Below are 16,700 nucleotides of genomic sequence, written 5' to 3' on the forward strand. Positions count from 1 at the left end.
TCATCTTTGCGCTCGGCCCTCCTTGTCAGACCCCGCCGGTACTGTCGGATCATGGCTCAGCAGGCGGGGACCCAGACCGGCGAGCGGCGGTTTGCCGTGGTCGAAGGCGTGCTGGAGAGGATCACGTACGCCAACGAGGACAACGGCTACACGGTCGCCCGGGTCGACACCGGAAGAGGCGGCGGCGATCTCCTCACGGTCGTCGGCGCGCTGCTCGGTGCCCAGGTCGGGGAGTCCCTGCGGATGGAGGGCCGCTGGGGGTCGCACCCTCAGTACGGAAAGCAGTTCCATGTGGAGAACTACACGACCGTCCTGCCCGCCACCGTCCAGGGCATCCGGCGCTACCTGGGGTCCGGGCTGGTCAAAGGCATCGGGCCGGTCTTCGCCGACCGGATCACGCAGCACTTCGGGCTGGACACGCTGCGGATCATCGAGGAGGAGCCCAAGCGGCTGATCGAAGTGCCCGGCCTCGGGCCCAAGCGGACCAAGAAGATCGCCGACGCCTGGGAGGAGCAGAAGGCGATCAAGGAGGTCATGCTCTTCCTCCAGACCGTCGAGGTGTCCACGTCCATCGCGGTGCGGATCTACAAGAAGTACGGCGACGCGTCCGTCCACGTCGTGAAGGAGCAGCCGTACCGCCTGGCCGCGGACGTCTGGGGCATCGGCTTCCTGACCGCCGACAAGATCGCCCAGTCCGTCGGCATCCCGCACGACAGCCCGGAGCGGGTGAAGGCCGGGCTGCAGTACGCCTTGTCCCAGTCGGCCGACCAGGGGCACTGTTTCCTTCCCGAGGAGCGGCTGATCTCGGATGCGGTGAAGCTGCTCGCCGTCGACACGGGGCTTGTCATCGAGTGCCTCGCCGAGCTGGCCGAACCCCCGCAGGACGGCGGCGATCCCGGTGTCGTACGGGAGAAGGTGCCCGGCCCGGACGGTGCCGCCGGCGAGCCCGTCACCGCCGTCTACCTCGTTCCTTTCCACCGCGCCGAGCTGTCCCTCTCCGCCCAGCTGCTGCGCCTGCTGCGGACCGACCAGGACCGCATGCCCGCCTTCCGGGACGTGGACTGGGACAAGGCCCTGGGCTGGCTGAAGGGCCGTACCGGAGCCGATCTCGCCCCCGAGCAGGAAGCCGCCGTCAAGCTCGCGCTCAGTGAGAAGGTCGCCGTGCTCACCGGCGGGCCGGGCTGCGGCAAGTCCTTCACGGTTCGCTCGATCGTGGAGCTGGCCCGGGCCAAGCGGGCCAAGGTGCTGCTCGCCGCCCCGACCGGGCGTGCCGCCAAGCGGCTGGCCGAGCTGACCGGAGCCGAGGCCTCGACCGTGCACCGGCTGCTGGAGCTGAAGCCGGGAGGGGATGCGGCGTACGACCGGGACCGGCCGCTCGATGCCGACCTCGTCGTGGTGGACGAGGCCTCCATGCTGGACCTCCTGCTCGCCAACAAGCTGGTCAAGGCCGTGCCCCCGGGTGCTCATCTGCTCTTCGTCGGGGATGTGGACCAGTTGCCCAGCGTCGGCGCCGGTGAAGTCCTGCGGGATCTGCTCGCCGACGCGAGTCCCCTCCCCGCCGTCCGGCTCACCCGGGTCTTCCGGCAGGCCCAGCAGTCCGGCGTCGTCACGAACGCACACCGGATCAATGCCGGGCAGCATCCGCTCACCGACGGGCTGAACGACTTCTTCCTCTTCGTCGAGGACGACACCGAGGAGGCCGGGCGGCTCACCGTGGACGTGGCCGCACGGCGGATTCCGGCCAGGTTCGGGCTCGATCCGCGCCGGGATGTGCAGGTGCTCGCGCCGATGCACCGGGGGCCGGCCGGGGCCGGCGTGCTCAACGGGCTGCTGCAGCAGGCCATTACGCCCGGGCGGCCCGATGTGCCGGAGAAGCGGTTCGGGGGCCGGGTGTTCCGCGTCGGCGACAAGGTGACCCAGATTCGCAACAATTACGAGAAAGGGAAGAACGGTGTCTTCAACGGCACCGTCGGCGTCGTCACCTCGCTCGACCCGGTCGACCAGCGCCTGACGGTGCTGACGGACGAGGACGAGGAGGTTCCGTACGAATTCGACGAACTGGACGAACTGGCACATGCGTACGCGGTGACCATCCACCGTTCGCAGGGGAGTGAATATCCCGCAGTGGTGATTCCCGTCACGACCGGAGCATGGATGATGCTCCAGCGGAATCTGCTCTACACGGCGGTCACCCGGGCCAAGCGGCTGGTCGTTCTCGTCGGTTCCCGCAAGGCGATCGGACAGGCGGTGCGCACGGTGTCGGCCGGGCGGCGCTGCACGGCCCTGGACTTCAGGCTGGCGTAACCCGCTCGTAGGGCCGGCGGACGGCATCACAAAAAATGATCGATCAAATGAGTCGTGAAGGTCACAGAGCACTTCCAGATGCCGTTCGGAGGGGGCAGGATGAGCAGGTTGGCGGCACTGAGTGCCGCCAATAGGCCCAATGGTCGACCCCGAGTGCACTCTCCTGAGCCAAATGGGGGATGGTAGAGACAGTCAGGGCACCTCGAAGATGAGGCACTACGTCGGTGAGGGAAGACGTGAGCGACAACTCTGTAGTACTGCGGTACGGCGACGGCGAGTACACCTACCCGGTGGTCGACAGCACCGTCGGCGACAAGGGCTTCGACATCGGGAAGCTCCGCGCCCAGACCGGTCTGGTGACTCTGGACAGCGGGTACGGCAACACGGCCGCCTATAAATCCGCTGTCACCTACCTCGACGGCGAGGCGGGCATCCTCCGCTACCGCGGCTACCCGATCGAGCAGCTGGCCGAGCGCTCCACCTTCCTGGAGGTGGCGTACCTGCTGATCAACGGCGAGCTGCCCACCGTCGACGAGCTGACGACGTTCAAGAACGACATCACGCGGCACACGCTGCTGCACGAGGACGTCAAGAACTTCTACAAGGGCTTCCCGCGCGACGCCCACCCGATGGCCATGCTGTCCTCGGTCGTTTCGGCGCTGTCCACCTTCTACCAGGACAGCCACAACCCGTTCGACGAGAAGCAGCGCGACCTCTCCACGATCCGGCTGCTCGCGAAGCTTCCGACGATCGCGGCGTACGCGTACAAGAAGTCGATCGGCCACCCGTTCGTCTACCCGCGCAACGACCTCGGTTACGTCGAGAACTTCCTGCGGATGACCTTCTCGGTCCCGGCGCAGGAGTTCGAGCTGGACCCGGTCGTCGTCGCGGCGCTGGACAAGCTGCTGATCCTGCACGCCGACCACGAGCAGAACTGTTCGACCTCGACGGTCCGCCTGGTGGGTTCCTCGCAGGCCAACATGTTCGCGTCGATCTCGGCCGGCATCAGCGCGCTGTGGGGCCCGCTGCACGGCGGTGCCAACCAGTCCGTGCTGGAGATGCTGGAGGGCATCCGCGACTCCGGCTCCGACGTCGACACCTTCATCCGCAAGGTGAAGAACAAGGAGGACGGCGTCCGCCTGATGGGCTTCGGCCACCGGGTCTACAAGAACTTCGACCCCCGCGCCAAGATCATCAAGGCCGCCGCGCACGATGTGCTCTCCGCGCTGGGCAAGGAGGACGAGCTCCTCGACATCGCCCTGAAGCTGGAGGAGCACGCGCTGTCCGACGACTACTTCGTCGAGCGCAAGCTGTACCCGAACGTCGACTTCTACACCGGTCTGATCTACCGGGCCATGGGCTTCCCGACCGAGATGTTCACGGTCCTGTTCGCCCTCGGCCGCCTGCCGGGCTGGATCGCCCAGTGGACCGAGATGATCAAGGAGCCGGGTTCCCGCATCGGCCGCCCGCGCCAGATCTACACGGGCGTGGAGCTGCGCGACTTCGTGCCGGTCGAGGAGCGCTGACACCTGCCGGTGAGGGGCGCCGCGTCTGTCGGTGCCTCTCGCCGGAGTCGTGCCCTTGGCCGAGTGCGCCCGATGAGGTGCCGCTGGGGGTGCGTGGGCGGCTGCGGGGCCGTGGTGGCTCGTCGCGCAGTTCCCCGCGCCCCTTGGGCTTGTGCGGTCACCCTCGCTGACCGGGCTGAGCCCGCTGACCAGGTGAAGCGGAAGGCGCCCTGCCGCCGGTCCCCCCACGGGCCGACGATCAGGGCGCCTTCCCATGTCCCGGTGCGGATTCCCCCCACGGGATCCGGCCGGGCGCTCGGAGAGGACAGCGCCTGAATCGCTGTCTGTGAGCAGAATGAGCAAAACTCGTCCTGCCCCCAGTGATGCGGTGCGATCTGCCGGGACAACACACGCTGGGACGGCCGCTCAAAGCTTCCCGGTGTGCGTGCCCCGGCAACGCATCTCTGAGGAAGTCCCCCAAGACATCCCCAGATGCCGACTGACGCCCCCCAAGACGCCGAACCGACATCGCCAACTTAGACCTTCGAACCCCTTCGATGGTTACGTTCGCATCACTGTGATCTGCGTCTCTTGCATATGTCCTTTAGATGCGCAAGAGCCCCGATACGGCGATCGAGGCTCAAGCGTAAGGATGATGCGCGAGCCTTGTGAAGAGCTTATGTGAGGCTCGCGCCGGACTCTAGGGGGTCTCTTACTTCGGCTGCCGGTGAATCGTCGGCAACCCGGACGTACTTCAACGGAACCGGCGCAGCCGCAGACTGTTGGTCACCACGAAGACCGAGGAGAACGCCATCGCCGCGCCGGCGATCATCGGGTTCAGCAGCCCGGCGGCGGCCAGCGGCAGCGCGGCCACGTTGTAGCCGAAGGCCCACACCAGGTTGCCCTTGATGGTGGCCAGCGTCCGCCGCGACAGCCGGATGGCGTCGGCGGCCACCCGCAGGTCCCCGCGCACCAGCGTCAGATCGCCGGCCTCGATCGCCGCGTCCGTGCCGGTGCCCATGGCAAGGCCCAGGTCGGCGGTGGCGAGCGCGGCCGCGTCGTTGACGCCGTCGCCCACCATGGCCACGGCCCGCCCCTCGCGCTGCAGCCGCCGGACGACGTCCACCTTGTCCTCGGGCAGCACCTCGGCGAACACGTCCCCCGGATCGATGCCGACGGTGCGCGCGACCGCCTCGGCGACCGTACGGTTGTCCCCGGTGAGCAGTACCGGCCGCAGGCCCAGTGCGCGCAGTTCCCGTACCGCCTCGGCGCTGGTCACCTTGACCGCGTCCGCGACGGCGAGCACCCCGCGGGCCCGGCCGTCCCAGCCGGCCACGACGGCCGTACAGCCCTCCTGCTCGGCCTCGCGTGCCGCGCGGGCCAGCTCCTGCGGCAGCTCGTCGTACAGGCGCCCCACGGCCACCTCGCGGCCGTCCACGCGCCCGCGTACGCCCCGCCCGGGGACGTTCTCGAAGTGTTCGGCCTCGGGGAGCCGTCCGGCCCGCTCCTCGGCACCCGCGGCGATCGCGCGGGCGACCGGGTGCTCGGAGGCGTGCTCCAGGGCGCCCGCGAGCCGCAGCAGCTCCTTCTCGTCCTCGCCGTCCGCGGCGTACACCTGCTGCAGGGTCATCCGGCCGGTGGTGACCGTGCCGGTCTTGTCCAGGACGACCGTGTCCACGCGGCGCGTGGACTCCAGGACCTCGGGACCCTTGATGAGGATGCCGAGCTGGGCGCCGCGGCCGGTGCCGACCATCAGCGCGGTCGGCGTGGCGAGCCCCAGTGCGCAGGGGCAGGCGATGATCAGTACGGCGACGGCCGCGGTGAACGCGGCGACCGTGTCCCCGGTGACGCCCAGCCAGACGCCGAAGGTGCCGAGCGCGATGAGGACGACCACGGGCACGAAGACGGCGGAGATCCGGTCGGCGAGCCGCTGCACCTCGGCCTTTCCGTTCTGCGCGTCCTCGACCAGCTTCGCCATCCGGGCGAGCTGGGTCTCGGCGCCGACCCGGGTGGCCTCCACGACCAGCCGGCCGCCCGCGTTGACCGTGGCGCCGGTGACCCGGTCGCCGGGTGCCACGTCCACCGGCACCGACTCGCCGGTCAGCATGGACGCGTCGACGGCGGAGACGCCCTCGACCACCGTGCCGTCGGTGGCGATCTTCTCGCCGGGCCGTACGACGAACCGGTCGCCCACGGCCAGGGACGACACCGGGACCCGTACCTCGCGGCCCTGCCGCAGCACCGCCACGTCCTTGGCGCCCAGCTCCATCAGTGCCTTCAGGGCCGCCCCGGCGCGCCGCTTGGAGCGGGCCTCCAGATAGCGGCCGAGCAGGATCAGCGCGACGACTCCGGCGGCGACCTCCAGGTAGATGGTGGAGGCGCCGTCCATCCGCGCTGCGACATCGGTCGCCACCGCCCCGGGGGTGAGGCGGAACTCGTCGTGCATGCCGGGCATGCCCGCGTCGCCGAAGAACAGCGCCCACAGCGACCAGCCGAACGCGGCCAGCGTGCCGACCGAGACCAGGGTGTCCATGGTGGCGGCGCCGTGCCGGGCGTTGGTCCAGGCGGCCCGGTGGAAGGGCGCGCCGCCCCAGACGACGACGGGCGCGGCGAGGGTCAGGGAGAGCCACTGCCAGTTGTCGAACTGCAGCGCGGGGATCATCGCGAGCAGGACCACGGGTGCGGCGAGCAGTGCGGAGACGAGCAGGCGGTGGCGCAGGGCGCCGAGTTCGGGGTCCTGGCCGGGGGTTTCCGGTGCCGCCTCGGGCTCGGGCTCCGGCGGCGCGGGCTCCTCGGCGGTGTACCCCGTCTTTTCCACGGTGGCGATCAGGTCGGCCACCCGGACACCCTCGCCGAAGGCGATCTTCGCCTTCTCGGTGGCGAAGTTGACGGTGGCGCTGACGCCCTCCATCCGGTTGAGCTTCCTCTCCACCCGGGCGGCACAGGAGGCGCAGGTCATCCCGCCGATGAGCAGCTCGACCTCGGACGTCGTACCCGTGGCTATGGCTGTCTCTGCGGTGGTGCTGGTCATGTCCGGACTCCAGACATCGGACCGGGCCGTACGGATCCAGTATCAGCTGGTCGGCACGGCCTGGTCGGGGAAAGGGGTGTTCAGGCCTTGCCTGCCAGCTCGAAGCCGGCCTCGTCGACGGCCGCGCGCACGGCCTCGTCGTCCAGCGGCGCGTCGGAGACGACGGTCACCTCGCCGGTCGACGCGACGGCCTTCACCGAGCTGACGCCTGGGATCTGGGAGATCTCACCGGAGACGGAGCCCTCGCAGTGGCCGCAGCTCATGCCGGTCACCTTGTAGACGGCGGTGACGGATCCCGGGGTGTCGGTGTGGGCGGTCATGTGGTTGCTCCTCGTCGAGGCGTGTGGGGCCGGTGGGGTCCGTGAAGGGGACCCCACGCTTTCCACACTATACCCCTAGGGGGTATTTCTCCAAGGAGTGTCCCGGCGAGCCAGCGAGCGCGCCCACCCGACGCCCGCCAGGGCCACCAGGAGCAGTCCGCCGACCGAGAACAGCGTGAAGAGGTGCTCCTGCCCGGGGCTCGGCCGGACGAGGTACCCCTGGGTGAACAGTCGTCCCTGTATGCCGGTGCCCGTCAGCCGGGCGACCACCCAGAGCGCGATGCCTTGCGTGGAGTCCCACAGCGCGTGCAGCAGGGAGACGCCCAGGACGGTGCCGGCCATCGGCGTGGCGAACCGGAAGTGTCCGGTCAGGCGGCGCCGGGACAGCAGCACGCCCCCGGCGATCGCGGTCCACAGGCCGTGCCCGAAGGGAGCGAGCACCCCGCGCAGGAACTCCGTCTCCAGCAGCGCGCGCAGTCCGATCCCTTCGGCGGAGACGGCCGCGGTGAAGGCGTACCCGACGCTCTCCAGGGCCGCGAAGCCGAAGCCGACGGCCGCGCCGAGCACCAGCCCGGCGCGCAGTCCGCGGATGCCCGGCTGCCGGCGCAGCACGAACACCAGTGCCGCGAGCTTGGCCGCCTCCTCGATCAGGCCGGCCCCGAGGAACATCCCGAGGGAGGGGCGCAGCAGGTACGACCCCGTCAGCGAGGCCCCGGGCGCGCCGAGGGCCGCGCCGGCCAGGAAGCAGCCGAGGATCGCGCTGACGCCCAGGTCGCGGCCGTGCCGCTCGTACGCCCACAGCACGAAGGCGACCGGCAGGAGAAAGCCGCCGAGCAGGATCAGGGTCGGCAGCAGTGTGCCGTTCCGTGTCTCGTACGTGACCCACGCGGCCAGTGCCCACAACGCGAACCCGCCGCCGAGACAGCGCCGCCACAGGCCGGCGGGAATGCGCGGGTACGGCGGTGGCGGCTGCTGCGGGCCGGGTATGCGGGCCTTGGGCGCGCCGGGAGGCGGGGAGTGGCTCACGGGGACCCCCTCGGACAGCTGCTGGGCAATTTATCCGCACTCTAGGCAGATGTGCCGGGTGTCGCAGTCCGGTCTGCCGGGTGTCGCAGTCCGGGTGATTCCCGGGATCACCCCTCCGGGACGGCACTCCGGGATCGTCCCTGCGGCGCCGCATCCGGGGTCATGTGCGGCCGAGCCGGTCACCCACCAGTGGTTCCAGATAGCGGATCAGGACATCCTTGATCTCCTGGACATAGGCCGCCTGCTCGGCGCCCTCATGGGCGAGGACCAGCTCCAGGCCGGCCTTGTAGACGCCGAGGCAGACATGCGCCGTGCGGGTGACGTCGGCCGGGGCGGCGCCGGGCATGAGCGAGGCGAGCAGGCCCTCGATCCGGCCGAGCACGGTCGTGTGCAGCTGGTCGTGCTGCTCGGCCATCCGGCCCGGGATGTCGGGGCCGTGCATCAGCGCGAAGAACACCGGGTGCTCGGTGTTGAAGGTGATGAAGCGGTCGATGGCGGACCCGATGGCCTGTTCCAGTGGGGTGGCCGGGTCGACGGGGCCCAGCGCCTCGCCGTAGGCCGCCCGCATCTCGTGGACGAGCCGGTCGCCCAGCTCGATCGCGATCGCCTCCTTGTTCGGGAAGAACTGGTAGAGCGTGCCCGGCGAGACGCCGGCCTCGCGGGCGATGGCGTTGGTGCTGGCGGCCGTGTAGCCGGTGGTGCAGAAGACCCGGGCGGCCGCTTCGAGCAGCTGGGCGATGCGGCGTTCCCCGCGGGCCTGCCGGCGGCGGGGCTGCTCCTTCTCCCGCGGCTGCCCCGCCTCCAGTGGCTGCTCCTTCTCCGAGGTGTCGGACACGCGTGATCCCCAGCTCTCCAAAGGTCATTGACAAACGCGAGTGGTCGCTCGCATTCTTGAGAAACGCGAGCGATGTCTCGTGTTTGCCAGTCTATGGCAACGACTCCTCCGTGCCGCCCTCCGCGCGCGCACGGTTCGTGGTGAAGGGGACACCGCAAGATGACCGAAGTCAACACACCACCGCGGACCGTGGAGAGGGCGCCGGACGAGGCGCCGCCCCGCCCCGGCCGCTACACCCGGCTGGTCACCGCGCGGCCACGCCTGTCGTTGCTGGTGGCCCTGCTGCTCACCGCGCTCGCCGTGCTGGCCGGCAGCGGGGTCGCGGACCGTCTGAGCAGCGGAGGCTGGGAGGATCCGGCCGCCGAGTCGACGTACGCGGCCAAGGCGCTGGAGCGCGAGTTCCCCGACTCCCAGCCGAATCTGCTGCTCCTTCTCGACTCGGGCCGCGCCTCGGTCGACGATCCGGCGGTCGCCGCCGAGGCCCGCGATCTGGCCGGCCGGCTGGCGCGGGAGGAGGGCGTGACCGGCGTCGGCTCCTACTGGCAGAGCAGGTCACCGGCACTGCGTGCCAAGGACGGCCACGAGGCGCTGATCGCCGCGCGCATCACCGGCGACGAGACCGCGATGGGCAGGACGCTCGACCGCATCGCACCCCACTACCGGGGCACGCACGGCCCGGTCGAGGTGAAGCTCGGCGGCATCGTCGCCGTCCGGCACGAGATGCAGACGATCATCAAGGAGGACCTGACCCGTGCCGAGCTGATCGCCCTGCCGATCACCCTCGTCCTGCTCGTGATGGTCTTCGGCAGCGCCGTCGCCGCCCTGCTGCCGCTCGGCATCGGCATCGTCGCCATCCTCGGCACCAACGCGGTCCTGCGCGGACTGACGGCCTTCACCGACGTCTCCGTCTTCGCGCTCAACCTCACCACGGCCCTCGGCCTGGGCCTGGCCATCGACTACGCCCTGTTCATCGTCCGCCGCTACCGCGAGGAACTGTCCACGGGCGCCGACCCGTTGACCGCGGTCGGCGCGACCCTGCGCACGGCCGGGCGCACGGTGCTCTTCTCCGCCCTCACGGTGGCGGTGTCCCTGGCCGCCATGATGGTCTTCCCGCAGTACTTCCTGCGGTCCTTCGCCTACGCCGGCATCGCCGTGGTCCTGCTCGCCGCTGCCGCCGCCCTGATTCTGCTCCCGGCCGCACTGATCCTGCTCGGCCACCGGGTCAACTCCCTGGATCTGCGCCGCCTGCTGCGCCGGCGCCGCGGTCCGAAGCCCGCCGCAGGGACGGCCTGGGCGCGGACCGCCGGCCTGGTGATGCGCCGCGCCCCTCTCTTCGCACTCGGCACCACCGTCCTGCTGGTGACCCTCGGACTGCCCTTCCTGGGTGTGAAGTTCGGCACCGCCGACGACCGCCAGCTGCCTTCCACCGCCGAGTCCCACGCGGTGCAGCAGCACATCAGGGAAGGCTTCCCGGGCAGCCCCGGCGGCGGTCTGGAGGTCCTCGCCGAGGGCAGGGCCACCGAGTCCCAGTACGCCGCGTACAAGCAGCAGATGGCCGCCCTGCCCGAGGTGGCCCGGGTCGACGGCCCGCTGGTCAAGGGGGACTCCGCCTACTTCACGGTGCAGCCGAAGGGGGAGGCCGTGGACGAGGCGGCGCAGCGCCTGGTCGGCGATCTGCGTGCCCTGCACACCCCCTTCGCAGCCAAGGTGACCGGTACGGCCGCCGTGCTCGTCGACACCAAGCACGCGATAGCCCAGCGCCTGCCCTGGGCGGCCGCGTTCATCGCCGTCGTCACCCTGCTGCTGGTCTTCCTGCTCACCGGAAGCGTGCTGATACCCGTGCAGGCCGTGGTGCTCAACGCGCTCAGCCTGACCGCGATGTTCGGTGCCGTGGTCTGGGTCTTCCAGGACGGCCATCTGTCCGGCGCGCTCGGCTTCACCAGCTCCGGCTCCATCGAGACCACCCTGCCCGTGCTGATGTTCTGTGTGGCCTTCGGGCTCTCCATGGACTACGGCGTGTTCCTGCTCTCCCGCATCAAGGAGGAGTACGACCGCACGGGCGACCACGACGCGGCGGTACGGCTCGGACTGCAGCGCACCGGCGGGCTCATCACCGCGGCGGCGGTCATCCTCGCGGTGGTGATGGTCGCGATCGGCACGTCTCGGGTGACCAACACGAAGATGCTCGGCCTGGGCATCGCCCTGGCCGTCCTGATGGACGCGATGGTGGTACGCAGCCTGCTGGTCCCGGCGATCATGCGGCTCACGGGAAGGGCCACCTGGTGGGCACCGGCGCCGCTGCGGCGCTTCCACGAACGGTTCGGGGTCAGCGAGGGGTGACCATCGAAGGCCCTGGTCTTCGTGGAGGTTCCCGAAAGGAGCGCGCATGCGAGCCGTCGTCTTCGAACGATACGGCGCCCCCGCCGAGGTGCGAGAGGTGCCCGACCCCCGGCCGGCCGACCACGGAGTCGTCGTACGGGTCGAGGCGACGGGCCTGTGCCGAAGCGACTGGCACGGCTGGATGGGCCACGACCCCGACATCACGCTGCCGCACGTGCCCGGGCACGAACTCGCCGGTGTCGTCGAGGCGGTGGGCACCGGGGTGAGCGGATGGCGGCCCGGCGACCGGGTCACCGTGCCGTTCGTCTGCGCCTGCGGCACCTGCCCGGCCTGTGCCGCGGGCGACCAGCAGGTGTGCGAACGCCAGACCCAGCCCGGCTTCCATCACTGGGGTTCCTTCGCCGAGTACGTCGCGCTCGACCACGCCGACGTCAACCTGGTGGCGATCCCGGACGGCATGGCGTACTCCACCGCCGCCGCCCTCGGCTGCCGCTTCGCCACCGCATTCCGTGCGGTGGTGCAGCAGGGCCGGGTGGCGACGGGGGAGTGGGTCGCGGTGTACGGCTGCGGCGGAGTCGGGCTGTCGGCCGTGATGATCGCGGCGGCGTCGGGGGCACGCGTGGTCGCCGTCGACGTGTCACCGCAAGCCCTCGCCCTGGCGCGGCGGTTCGGCGCCGCGGAGTGCGTGGACGCAAGCGGTGTGTCCGATCCGGCCGCCGCCGTCCGCGAGCTCACCGACGGCGGTGCCCATCTCTCCCTGGACGCCCTCGGCTCGGCCGCCACCTGCGCGGCCTCCGTGAACGGTCTGCGCCGGCGCGGCCGGCACGTCCAGGTGGGGCTGCTGCCCTCGGCCGACGGCACCACTCCCGTCCCGCTGGCCCGCGCCATCGCCCTGGAGCTGGAACTCCTCGGCAGCCACGGCATGGCCGCCCACGCCTACCCCGGCATGCTCGGCCTGGTCCGCTCCGGTGTCCTGCGCCCCGACCTCCTGGTGACGTCCACCATCACGCTCGACGCGACACCGGCGGCCCTCGCGGCGATGGGCACGGCACCGGGGGCCGGGGTCACGGTCATCGAGCCGTGGAGACGACAGCGGCCCACTCCCGGTCCAGGATCGACATGATCACCTCGTCGGCCCAGGCGCCGTCCTGAAGCCGGACCTCCCGCCGTACGCCCTCGACCACGAAACCGGCCTTCTCGTAGACCCGCCGGGCTCGCGCGTTGTGGCCGTACACCTCCAGCTGGATGCGGTGCAGGCCGAGTTGCCCGAAGCCGTGCCCGACGATCAGCCGGGTCGCCTCGGTACCGATGCCCCGGCCGCGGCCCCGGGGGCCGATGAGTGTGCGGAAGGTGCAGCTCCGGGCGGCCGGGTCGTAGTCGTACAGGACGACCTCGCCCAGGACCTCGCCGGTCCCGGGGTCGGTGACGGCGAGGTCGAGACGGTCGGGGGCGGTGGCCCGGGAGCCGTACCAGGACCGCAGCCGTTCCAGGGTGAGTTCGGTGGACGGCTCGTAGGTGAAGCGGACGACCTCGGGGTCGGCGATGATCTCCCACATGATGTCGGCATCGGACTCGGTGAAGGGCCGCAGGACGGTCTTCCGGCCGGTCAGGCGGGGTTTGACGGAGAAGCTCATGGCGTGACTGTGCCCCACCCGTGGAGTGGGGCGCAGTCGAATTACCGTGCGGATCAGTCCGGTTGCGGTGCGGATCAGTCCGGCCGGCGGCTGCGGTTGCGGGGCCGGGAGGCGACCCAGGCGCGGACGGTGTCGGCGTACCAGTAGGGCTTGCCGCCCTCCACATGGTCGGGCGGGGGCAGCAGCCCGTGCTTGCGATAGGACCGTACGGTGTCCGGCTGCACTCCGATGTGCGCCGCGATCTCCTTGTAGGACCAGAGCCTTTGGTCGGTCATGAGTTGCACCTCCCTGCGCGCGCCGCAGCGGCGACCGGGGGTGGTCGTCGGGGGAGCCGGGCACTGCGCTGGCGATCACCAAGCCTGTGTCCGGTGAACGACACACAGTGACCGGAGGACAGTGCCTGTCGAGAGGATGTGACGCACAACCGGCGTACATGAGACACGTGTGACACAGGCCGGGTGTTTGTGACACAGCCGCCGCAAAGGCGTACGCCGGGGCAACGGCGGGGTCGTGCCGATATCGCGATGACGGGCCGGGTCCGCTGCGTCGGACCCGGCCCGCCGGCTTCCCCGCATCCTCCGGCGGCCGCTTCCCCCGAGGGGGTCTCCTGGATCCCCCCGGCCGCCGAAGGCCCCCGCTTTCTCCGGGATCCCGAAGCCGGACGATCAGCGTGTCAGGACCTGCCCGCGCGGGTCTTGGAAAAAAGCGCACCGCGGCCGGAGGTGAGGAGCAGGCTGGTCACCTCGCCCGCCAGCCGGTCGGTCACCGTGTCCGCAGCCGGCAGCCGCCGGGCCGCCAGGAACTCCCCCGGGGTGCAGCCCGTCATGTTCTTGAAGTCGCCGCTGAAGTGCGCCTGGTCGTAGTACCCGCACATCGCCGCGGTCTCCGCCTGTCCGTGCCCCTCGGTCAGCAGCCGCCGCGCCCTTTGCAGCCGCAGCACCCGGCCGGCCGCCTTCGGGGGCAGACCGATCTGTTCCCGGAAGCGGTTCTCCAGGTGCCGTACGCTCCAGCCCGCCTCCTGGGCCAGCCGGGGCACCGGGACCGTACCGGCACTGCGCCGCAGCAGTGACCAGGCGTGCACCACCCGCTCGGACGCGGGCACGCCCGAACGCAGCCGCTCCAGCAGCACCCGGTCGAGCAGGGCGAACCGCTCCGGCCAGCCGGGCAGCGCCGCGAGGGTGCCCGCCAGCCGGCCGAGGTGCGTGTCCAGCTCGTCCGGGGCCGCCGATCGGTTGGCGAGTTCGTACTGCTCCGTGCCGAGCAGGGCGAACGCGGCCCACGGTTCCAGCAGTACCTCGATCCCGGACAGCCGGCCGCCGTGCTCACCGAGGGCGGGCGTGGTGCTCAGCCCGTTGACCACGGAGACGAGGCTCACCGCGGGCCGTCCGGGCCGGGAGATGCGTACCGGCTGCTCAAAGCCGAGCAGCAGCGTGACGGCTCCGATGGGCACTTCCAGCCGCCGCCGCGGCTGACCGAGGTTCAGCCGGATCCCGCGATAGCTGATGATTCCGGGCCGCAACACGGAACGGGGTCGCGCGGTTACGGTTTCCCACACGCGACCATGCTACGAGCGGTAACCGCAGTGTGCTCGGGAGTGAGGGGAACTGTGCGAGAAACCCGTGAGGAGGAGGGCGGAGAGAGTACTGGTCCGAATGTCTGGACAAAACATTGACAGGGCGCGGCGCGCGGGGCTAGAAAGCCGGGGAGAGCCACGACGAAGGGAAGCCGATGGCCTACGACCTGATCACCATGGGGCGGATCGGAGTGGACCTCTACCCGCTGCAGACCGGTGTCCCGCTAGCCCAGGTGTCGTCCTTCGGCAAGTTCCTCGGCGGGTCGGCAACGAATGTCGCGGTCGCCGCGGCCCGTCTCGGCCGGCACACGGCCGTGATCACCCGTACGGGCGACGACCCGTTCGGCGCCTATCTGCACGAGGCGCTGCGCGGCTTCGGCGTCGACGACCGCTGGGTCACCCCGGTCCCCGGGCTGCCGACCCCGGTCACCTTCTGCGAGGTCTTCCCGCCGGACGACTTCCCGCTCTACTTCTACCGGCAGCCCAAGGCGCCCGACCTGGAGATCGACGCCCATGAGCTGGACCTCGACGCCATCCGCGCGGCCCGCATCTTCTGGGTCACCGGTACCGGCCTGAGCGAGGAGCCCAGTCGTACGGCCACCCTCGCTGCGCTCGCCCACCGGGCGAAGGCCGGCCCGACGGTCTTCGACCTCGACTGGCGGCCCATGTTCTGGACCCACCCCGACGAGGCCCGCCCGTTCTACGCCGAGGCCCTGAAGCACACGACCGTCGCCGTCGGAAACCTGGACGAGGTGGAGGTCGCCACCGGCGTGCGCGACCCGCATGAGGCGGCCCGGGCGCTCCTCGAGGCCGGCGCCGAGATCGCCGTCGTCAAGCAGGGACCGAAGGGCGTGCTCGCCGTCAGCCGCGACGGCGACTCGGCCGAGGTCCCGCCGCTGCCCGTCAACGTCCTCAACGGCCTGGGCGCCGGAGACGCCTTCGGCGGCTCCCTCTGCCACGGCCTCCTCGAAGGCTGGGACCTGGAGACGATCATGCGGCACGCCAACGCGGCCGGCGCCATCGTCGCCTCCCGCCTGGAGTGCTCCTCCGCGATGCCCACCCCGGACGAGGTGGCCGCCGCGCTCGACGCCGGAGCGGTGCTGTGAGGGCCGGCCGGGTCGCGGGCACGCACCCCGAGGGCGGTGCGGGCACCGACGCCACCGCGGTTCCCCGCCATGAGGGCGCCGCGGGCACCGCCCCCGAAGGCACCGTGACTCTCCGGGGCGAGGGCGCCGCGGGCTCCCCGCGTTCCCGTGTCGACGTGGCCGAACTGGTCCGCATCCGCACCCACCACCCCGAGGCGATCGCCGAGGCCGCCGTGCGCCGGGCCCGGCGCCCGCTGCTGAACGACAGCGGCCGGCTGATGATCGTCGCCGCCGACCACCCGGCCCGCGGCGCGCTCGGCGTCGGCGACCGCAAGCTCGCCATGGCCAACCGCGCCGACCTGCTCGAACGCCTCTGCCTGGCGCTGAGCCGCCCCGGCGTCGACGGCGTCCTCGCCACCGCCGACATCCTGGACGACCTGTTGCTGCTCGGTGCCCTCGACTACAAGGTGGTCATGGGCTCCATGAACCGGGGCGGCCTGCAGGGAGCCAGCTTCGAGCTGGACGACCGCTTCACCGGGCACCGCCCCGAGGACATTCAGCGCCTCGGCTTCGACGCCGGCAAGCTGCTGCTGCGCATCGACTACGACGACCCCGGCTCCCTGACCACCCTGGAGTCCACCGCCCGCGCCATCGACGAGATGGCCGCGCGCCGGCTGCCGGTCTTCGTCGAGCCGTTCATCAGCCGCCGCACGCCCGACGGGAAGGTCCGCAACGACCTGTCCGCCGACGCGGTCACCAAGTCCATCGCCATCGCTTCCGGCCTCGGCGGATCCTCCGCCTACACCTGGCTGAAGGTGCCCGTCACCGACGATCCCGATGACATGGCCCGCGTGATGGAGACCTCCACCCTCCCGGCCGTGCTCCTCGGCGGCGATGTCGGGGACGAGCAGGAGAAGGCGTACGAGAAGTGGCGCAGCGCGCTCCAACTCCCCACCGTGCGCGGCCTGGTGGTCGGCCGCTCACTGCTGTACCCGGCGGACGGCGACGTGGCCGCCGCCGTGGACACCGCCGTAGGACTGCTGTGAG

At 70.9% G+C, this 16,700-nt stretch carries 13 protein-coding genes; 6 read left to right on the top strand and 7 right to left on the bottom strand.

Going from position 1 to position 16,700, the window contains the following annotated elements; genetic code table 11:
• Positions 1–51 precede the first annotated feature (51 nt).
• Both ACIGXP_RS16505 and ACIGXP_RS16510 read left to right on the top strand, forming a co-directional pair.
• Positions 52–2,304 carry an ATP-dependent RecD-like DNA helicase gene (locus ACIGXP_RS16505; RefSeq protein WP_399768841.1) on the top strand — a complete coding sequence of 751 codons (2,253 nt, stop codon included), beginning with the start codon at positions 52–54 and terminating at the stop codon, positions 2,302–2,304.
• A 236-nt stretch (positions 2,305–2,540) separates the two neighbouring features.
• A complete protein-coding gene (locus ACIGXP_RS16510; protein ID WP_351245679.1) occupies positions 2,541–3,830 on the top strand; it encodes a citrate synthase in 1,290 nt (429 codons plus the stop codon).
• Between the two features lie 733 nt (positions 3,831–4,563).
• Here the strand turns inward: ACIGXP_RS16510 and ACIGXP_RS16515 are convergent.
• The 4 genes from ACIGXP_RS16515 to ACIGXP_RS16530 form a co-directional block, all read right to left on the bottom strand.
• Positions 4,564–6,840 (bottom strand): heavy metal translocating P-type ATPase, encoded by a 2,277-nt coding sequence (locus ACIGXP_RS16515; protein WP_399768843.1) that lies wholly within the window; start codon positions 6,838–6,840, stop codon positions 4,564–4,566.
• Between the two features lie 80 nt (positions 6,841–6,920).
• On the bottom strand, positions 6,921–7,160 hold the full coding sequence (locus ACIGXP_RS16520; protein WP_360086554.1) for a heavy-metal-associated domain-containing protein: 240 nt from the start codon (positions 7,158–7,160) through the stop codon (positions 6,921–6,923).
• Positions 7,161–7,235: 75 nt separating this feature from the next.
• Positions 7,236–8,186 carry a PrsW family intramembrane metalloprotease gene (locus ACIGXP_RS16525; RefSeq protein ID WP_399768846.1) on the bottom strand — a complete coding sequence of 317 codons (951 nt, stop codon included), beginning with the start codon at positions 8,184–8,186 and terminating at the stop codon, positions 7,236–7,238.
• A 160-nt stretch (positions 8,187–8,346) separates the two neighbouring features.
• On the bottom strand, positions 8,347–9,021 hold the full coding sequence (locus ACIGXP_RS16530; RefSeq protein ID WP_399768848.1) for a TetR/AcrR family transcriptional regulator: 675 nt from the start codon (positions 9,019–9,021) through the stop codon (positions 8,347–8,349).
• 159 nt (positions 9,022–9,180) lie between these two features.
• Here ACIGXP_RS16530 and ACIGXP_RS16535 point away from each other — a divergent pair, with 159 nt between their 5' ends.
• Positions 9,181–11,361, top strand: coding sequence for an MMPL family transporter (locus tag ACIGXP_RS16535; RefSeq protein ID WP_399768850.1), 2,181 nt, complete (start codon positions 9,181–9,183; stop codon positions 11,359–11,361).
• 46 nt (positions 11,362–11,407) lie between these two features.
• Positions 11,408–12,484: a zinc-dependent alcohol dehydrogenase family protein gene (locus ACIGXP_RS16540; RefSeq protein WP_399768852.1), complete on the top strand. Its 1,077-nt coding sequence runs from the start codon at positions 11,408–11,410 to the stop codon at positions 12,482–12,484.
• Here ACIGXP_RS16540 and ACIGXP_RS16545 read toward each other — a convergent pair.
• The 3 genes from ACIGXP_RS16545 to ACIGXP_RS16555 form a co-directional block, all read right to left on the bottom strand.
• A complete protein-coding gene (locus tag ACIGXP_RS16545; protein WP_399768854.1) occupies positions 12,432–12,995 on the bottom strand; it encodes a GNAT family N-acetyltransferase in 564 nt (187 codons plus the stop codon). The genes ACIGXP_RS16540 and ACIGXP_RS16545 overlap by 53 nt on opposite strands.
• Before the next feature lie 74 nt (positions 12,996–13,069).
• The gene (locus ACIGXP_RS16550) at positions 13,070–13,270 is read right to left on the bottom strand and encodes a helix-turn-helix transcriptional regulator (protein WP_399768856.1); all 201 of its coding nucleotides are present in this window, start codon (positions 13,268–13,270) and stop codon (positions 13,070–13,072) included.
• A gap of 398 nt (positions 13,271–13,668) precedes the next feature.
• Complete coding sequence (locus ACIGXP_RS16555) at positions 13,669–14,550, bottom strand: helix-turn-helix domain-containing protein (RefSeq protein WP_399768858.1); 882 nt, start codon at positions 14,548–14,550, stop codon at positions 13,669–13,671.
• A 173-nt stretch (positions 14,551–14,723) separates the two neighbouring features.
• On the opposite strand from ACIGXP_RS16555, the gene iolC reads away from it, so the two are divergent.
• Both iolC and ACIGXP_RS16565 read left to right on the top strand, forming a co-directional pair.
• Positions 14,724–15,674 carry a 5-dehydro-2-deoxygluconokinase gene (iolC, locus tag ACIGXP_RS16560; protein WP_399768860.1) on the top strand — a complete coding sequence of 317 codons (951 nt, stop codon included), beginning with the start codon at positions 14,724–14,726 and terminating at the stop codon, positions 15,672–15,674.
• Between the two features lie 104 nt (positions 15,675–15,778).
• Positions 15,779–16,699 carry a deoxyribose-phosphate aldolase gene (locus ACIGXP_RS16565; protein WP_399769093.1) on the top strand — a complete coding sequence of 307 codons (921 nt, stop codon included), beginning with the start codon at positions 15,779–15,781 and terminating at the stop codon, positions 16,697–16,699.
• Position 16,700 lies beyond the last annotated feature (1 nt).

Origin of the sequence: Streptomyces sp. NPDC053069 (assembly GCF_044546895.1) — a bacterium.
Classification (GTDB): domain Bacteria; phylum Actinomycetota; class Actinomycetes; order Streptomycetales; family Streptomycetaceae; genus Streptomyces.

Bases quoted from the DNA above. Each gene is read 5' to 3' on its own strand.
- ACIGXP_RS16505 (WP_399768841.1), top strand. From the start codon at position 52: ATGGCTCAGCAGGCGGGGACCCAGACCGGCGAGCGGCGGTTTGCCGTG.
- ACIGXP_RS16515 (WP_399768843.1), bottom strand. From the start codon at position 6,840: ATGACCAGCACCACCGCAGAGACAGCCATAGCCACGGGTACGACGTCC.
- ACIGXP_RS16520 (WP_360086554.1), bottom strand. From the start codon at position 7,160: ATGACCGCCCACACCGACACCCCGGGATCCGTCACCGCCGTCTACAAG.
- ACIGXP_RS16535 (WP_399768850.1), top strand. From the start codon at position 9,181: ATGACCGAAGTCAACACACCACCGCGGACCGTGGAGAGGGCGCCGGAC.
- ACIGXP_RS16540 (WP_399768852.1), top strand. From the start codon at position 11,408: ATGCGAGCCGTCGTCTTCGAACGATACGGCGCCCCCGCCGAGGTGCGA.
- ACIGXP_RS16545 (WP_399768854.1), bottom strand. From the start codon at position 12,995: ATGAGCTTCTCCGTCAAACCCCGCCTGACCGGCCGGAAGACCGTCCTG.
- ACIGXP_RS16550 (WP_399768856.1), bottom strand. From the start codon at position 13,270: ATGACCGACCAAAGGCTCTGGTCCTACAAGGAGATCGCGGCGCACATC.
- iolC (WP_399768860.1), top strand. From the start codon at position 14,724: ATGGCCTACGACCTGATCACCATGGGGCGGATCGGAGTGGACCTCTAC.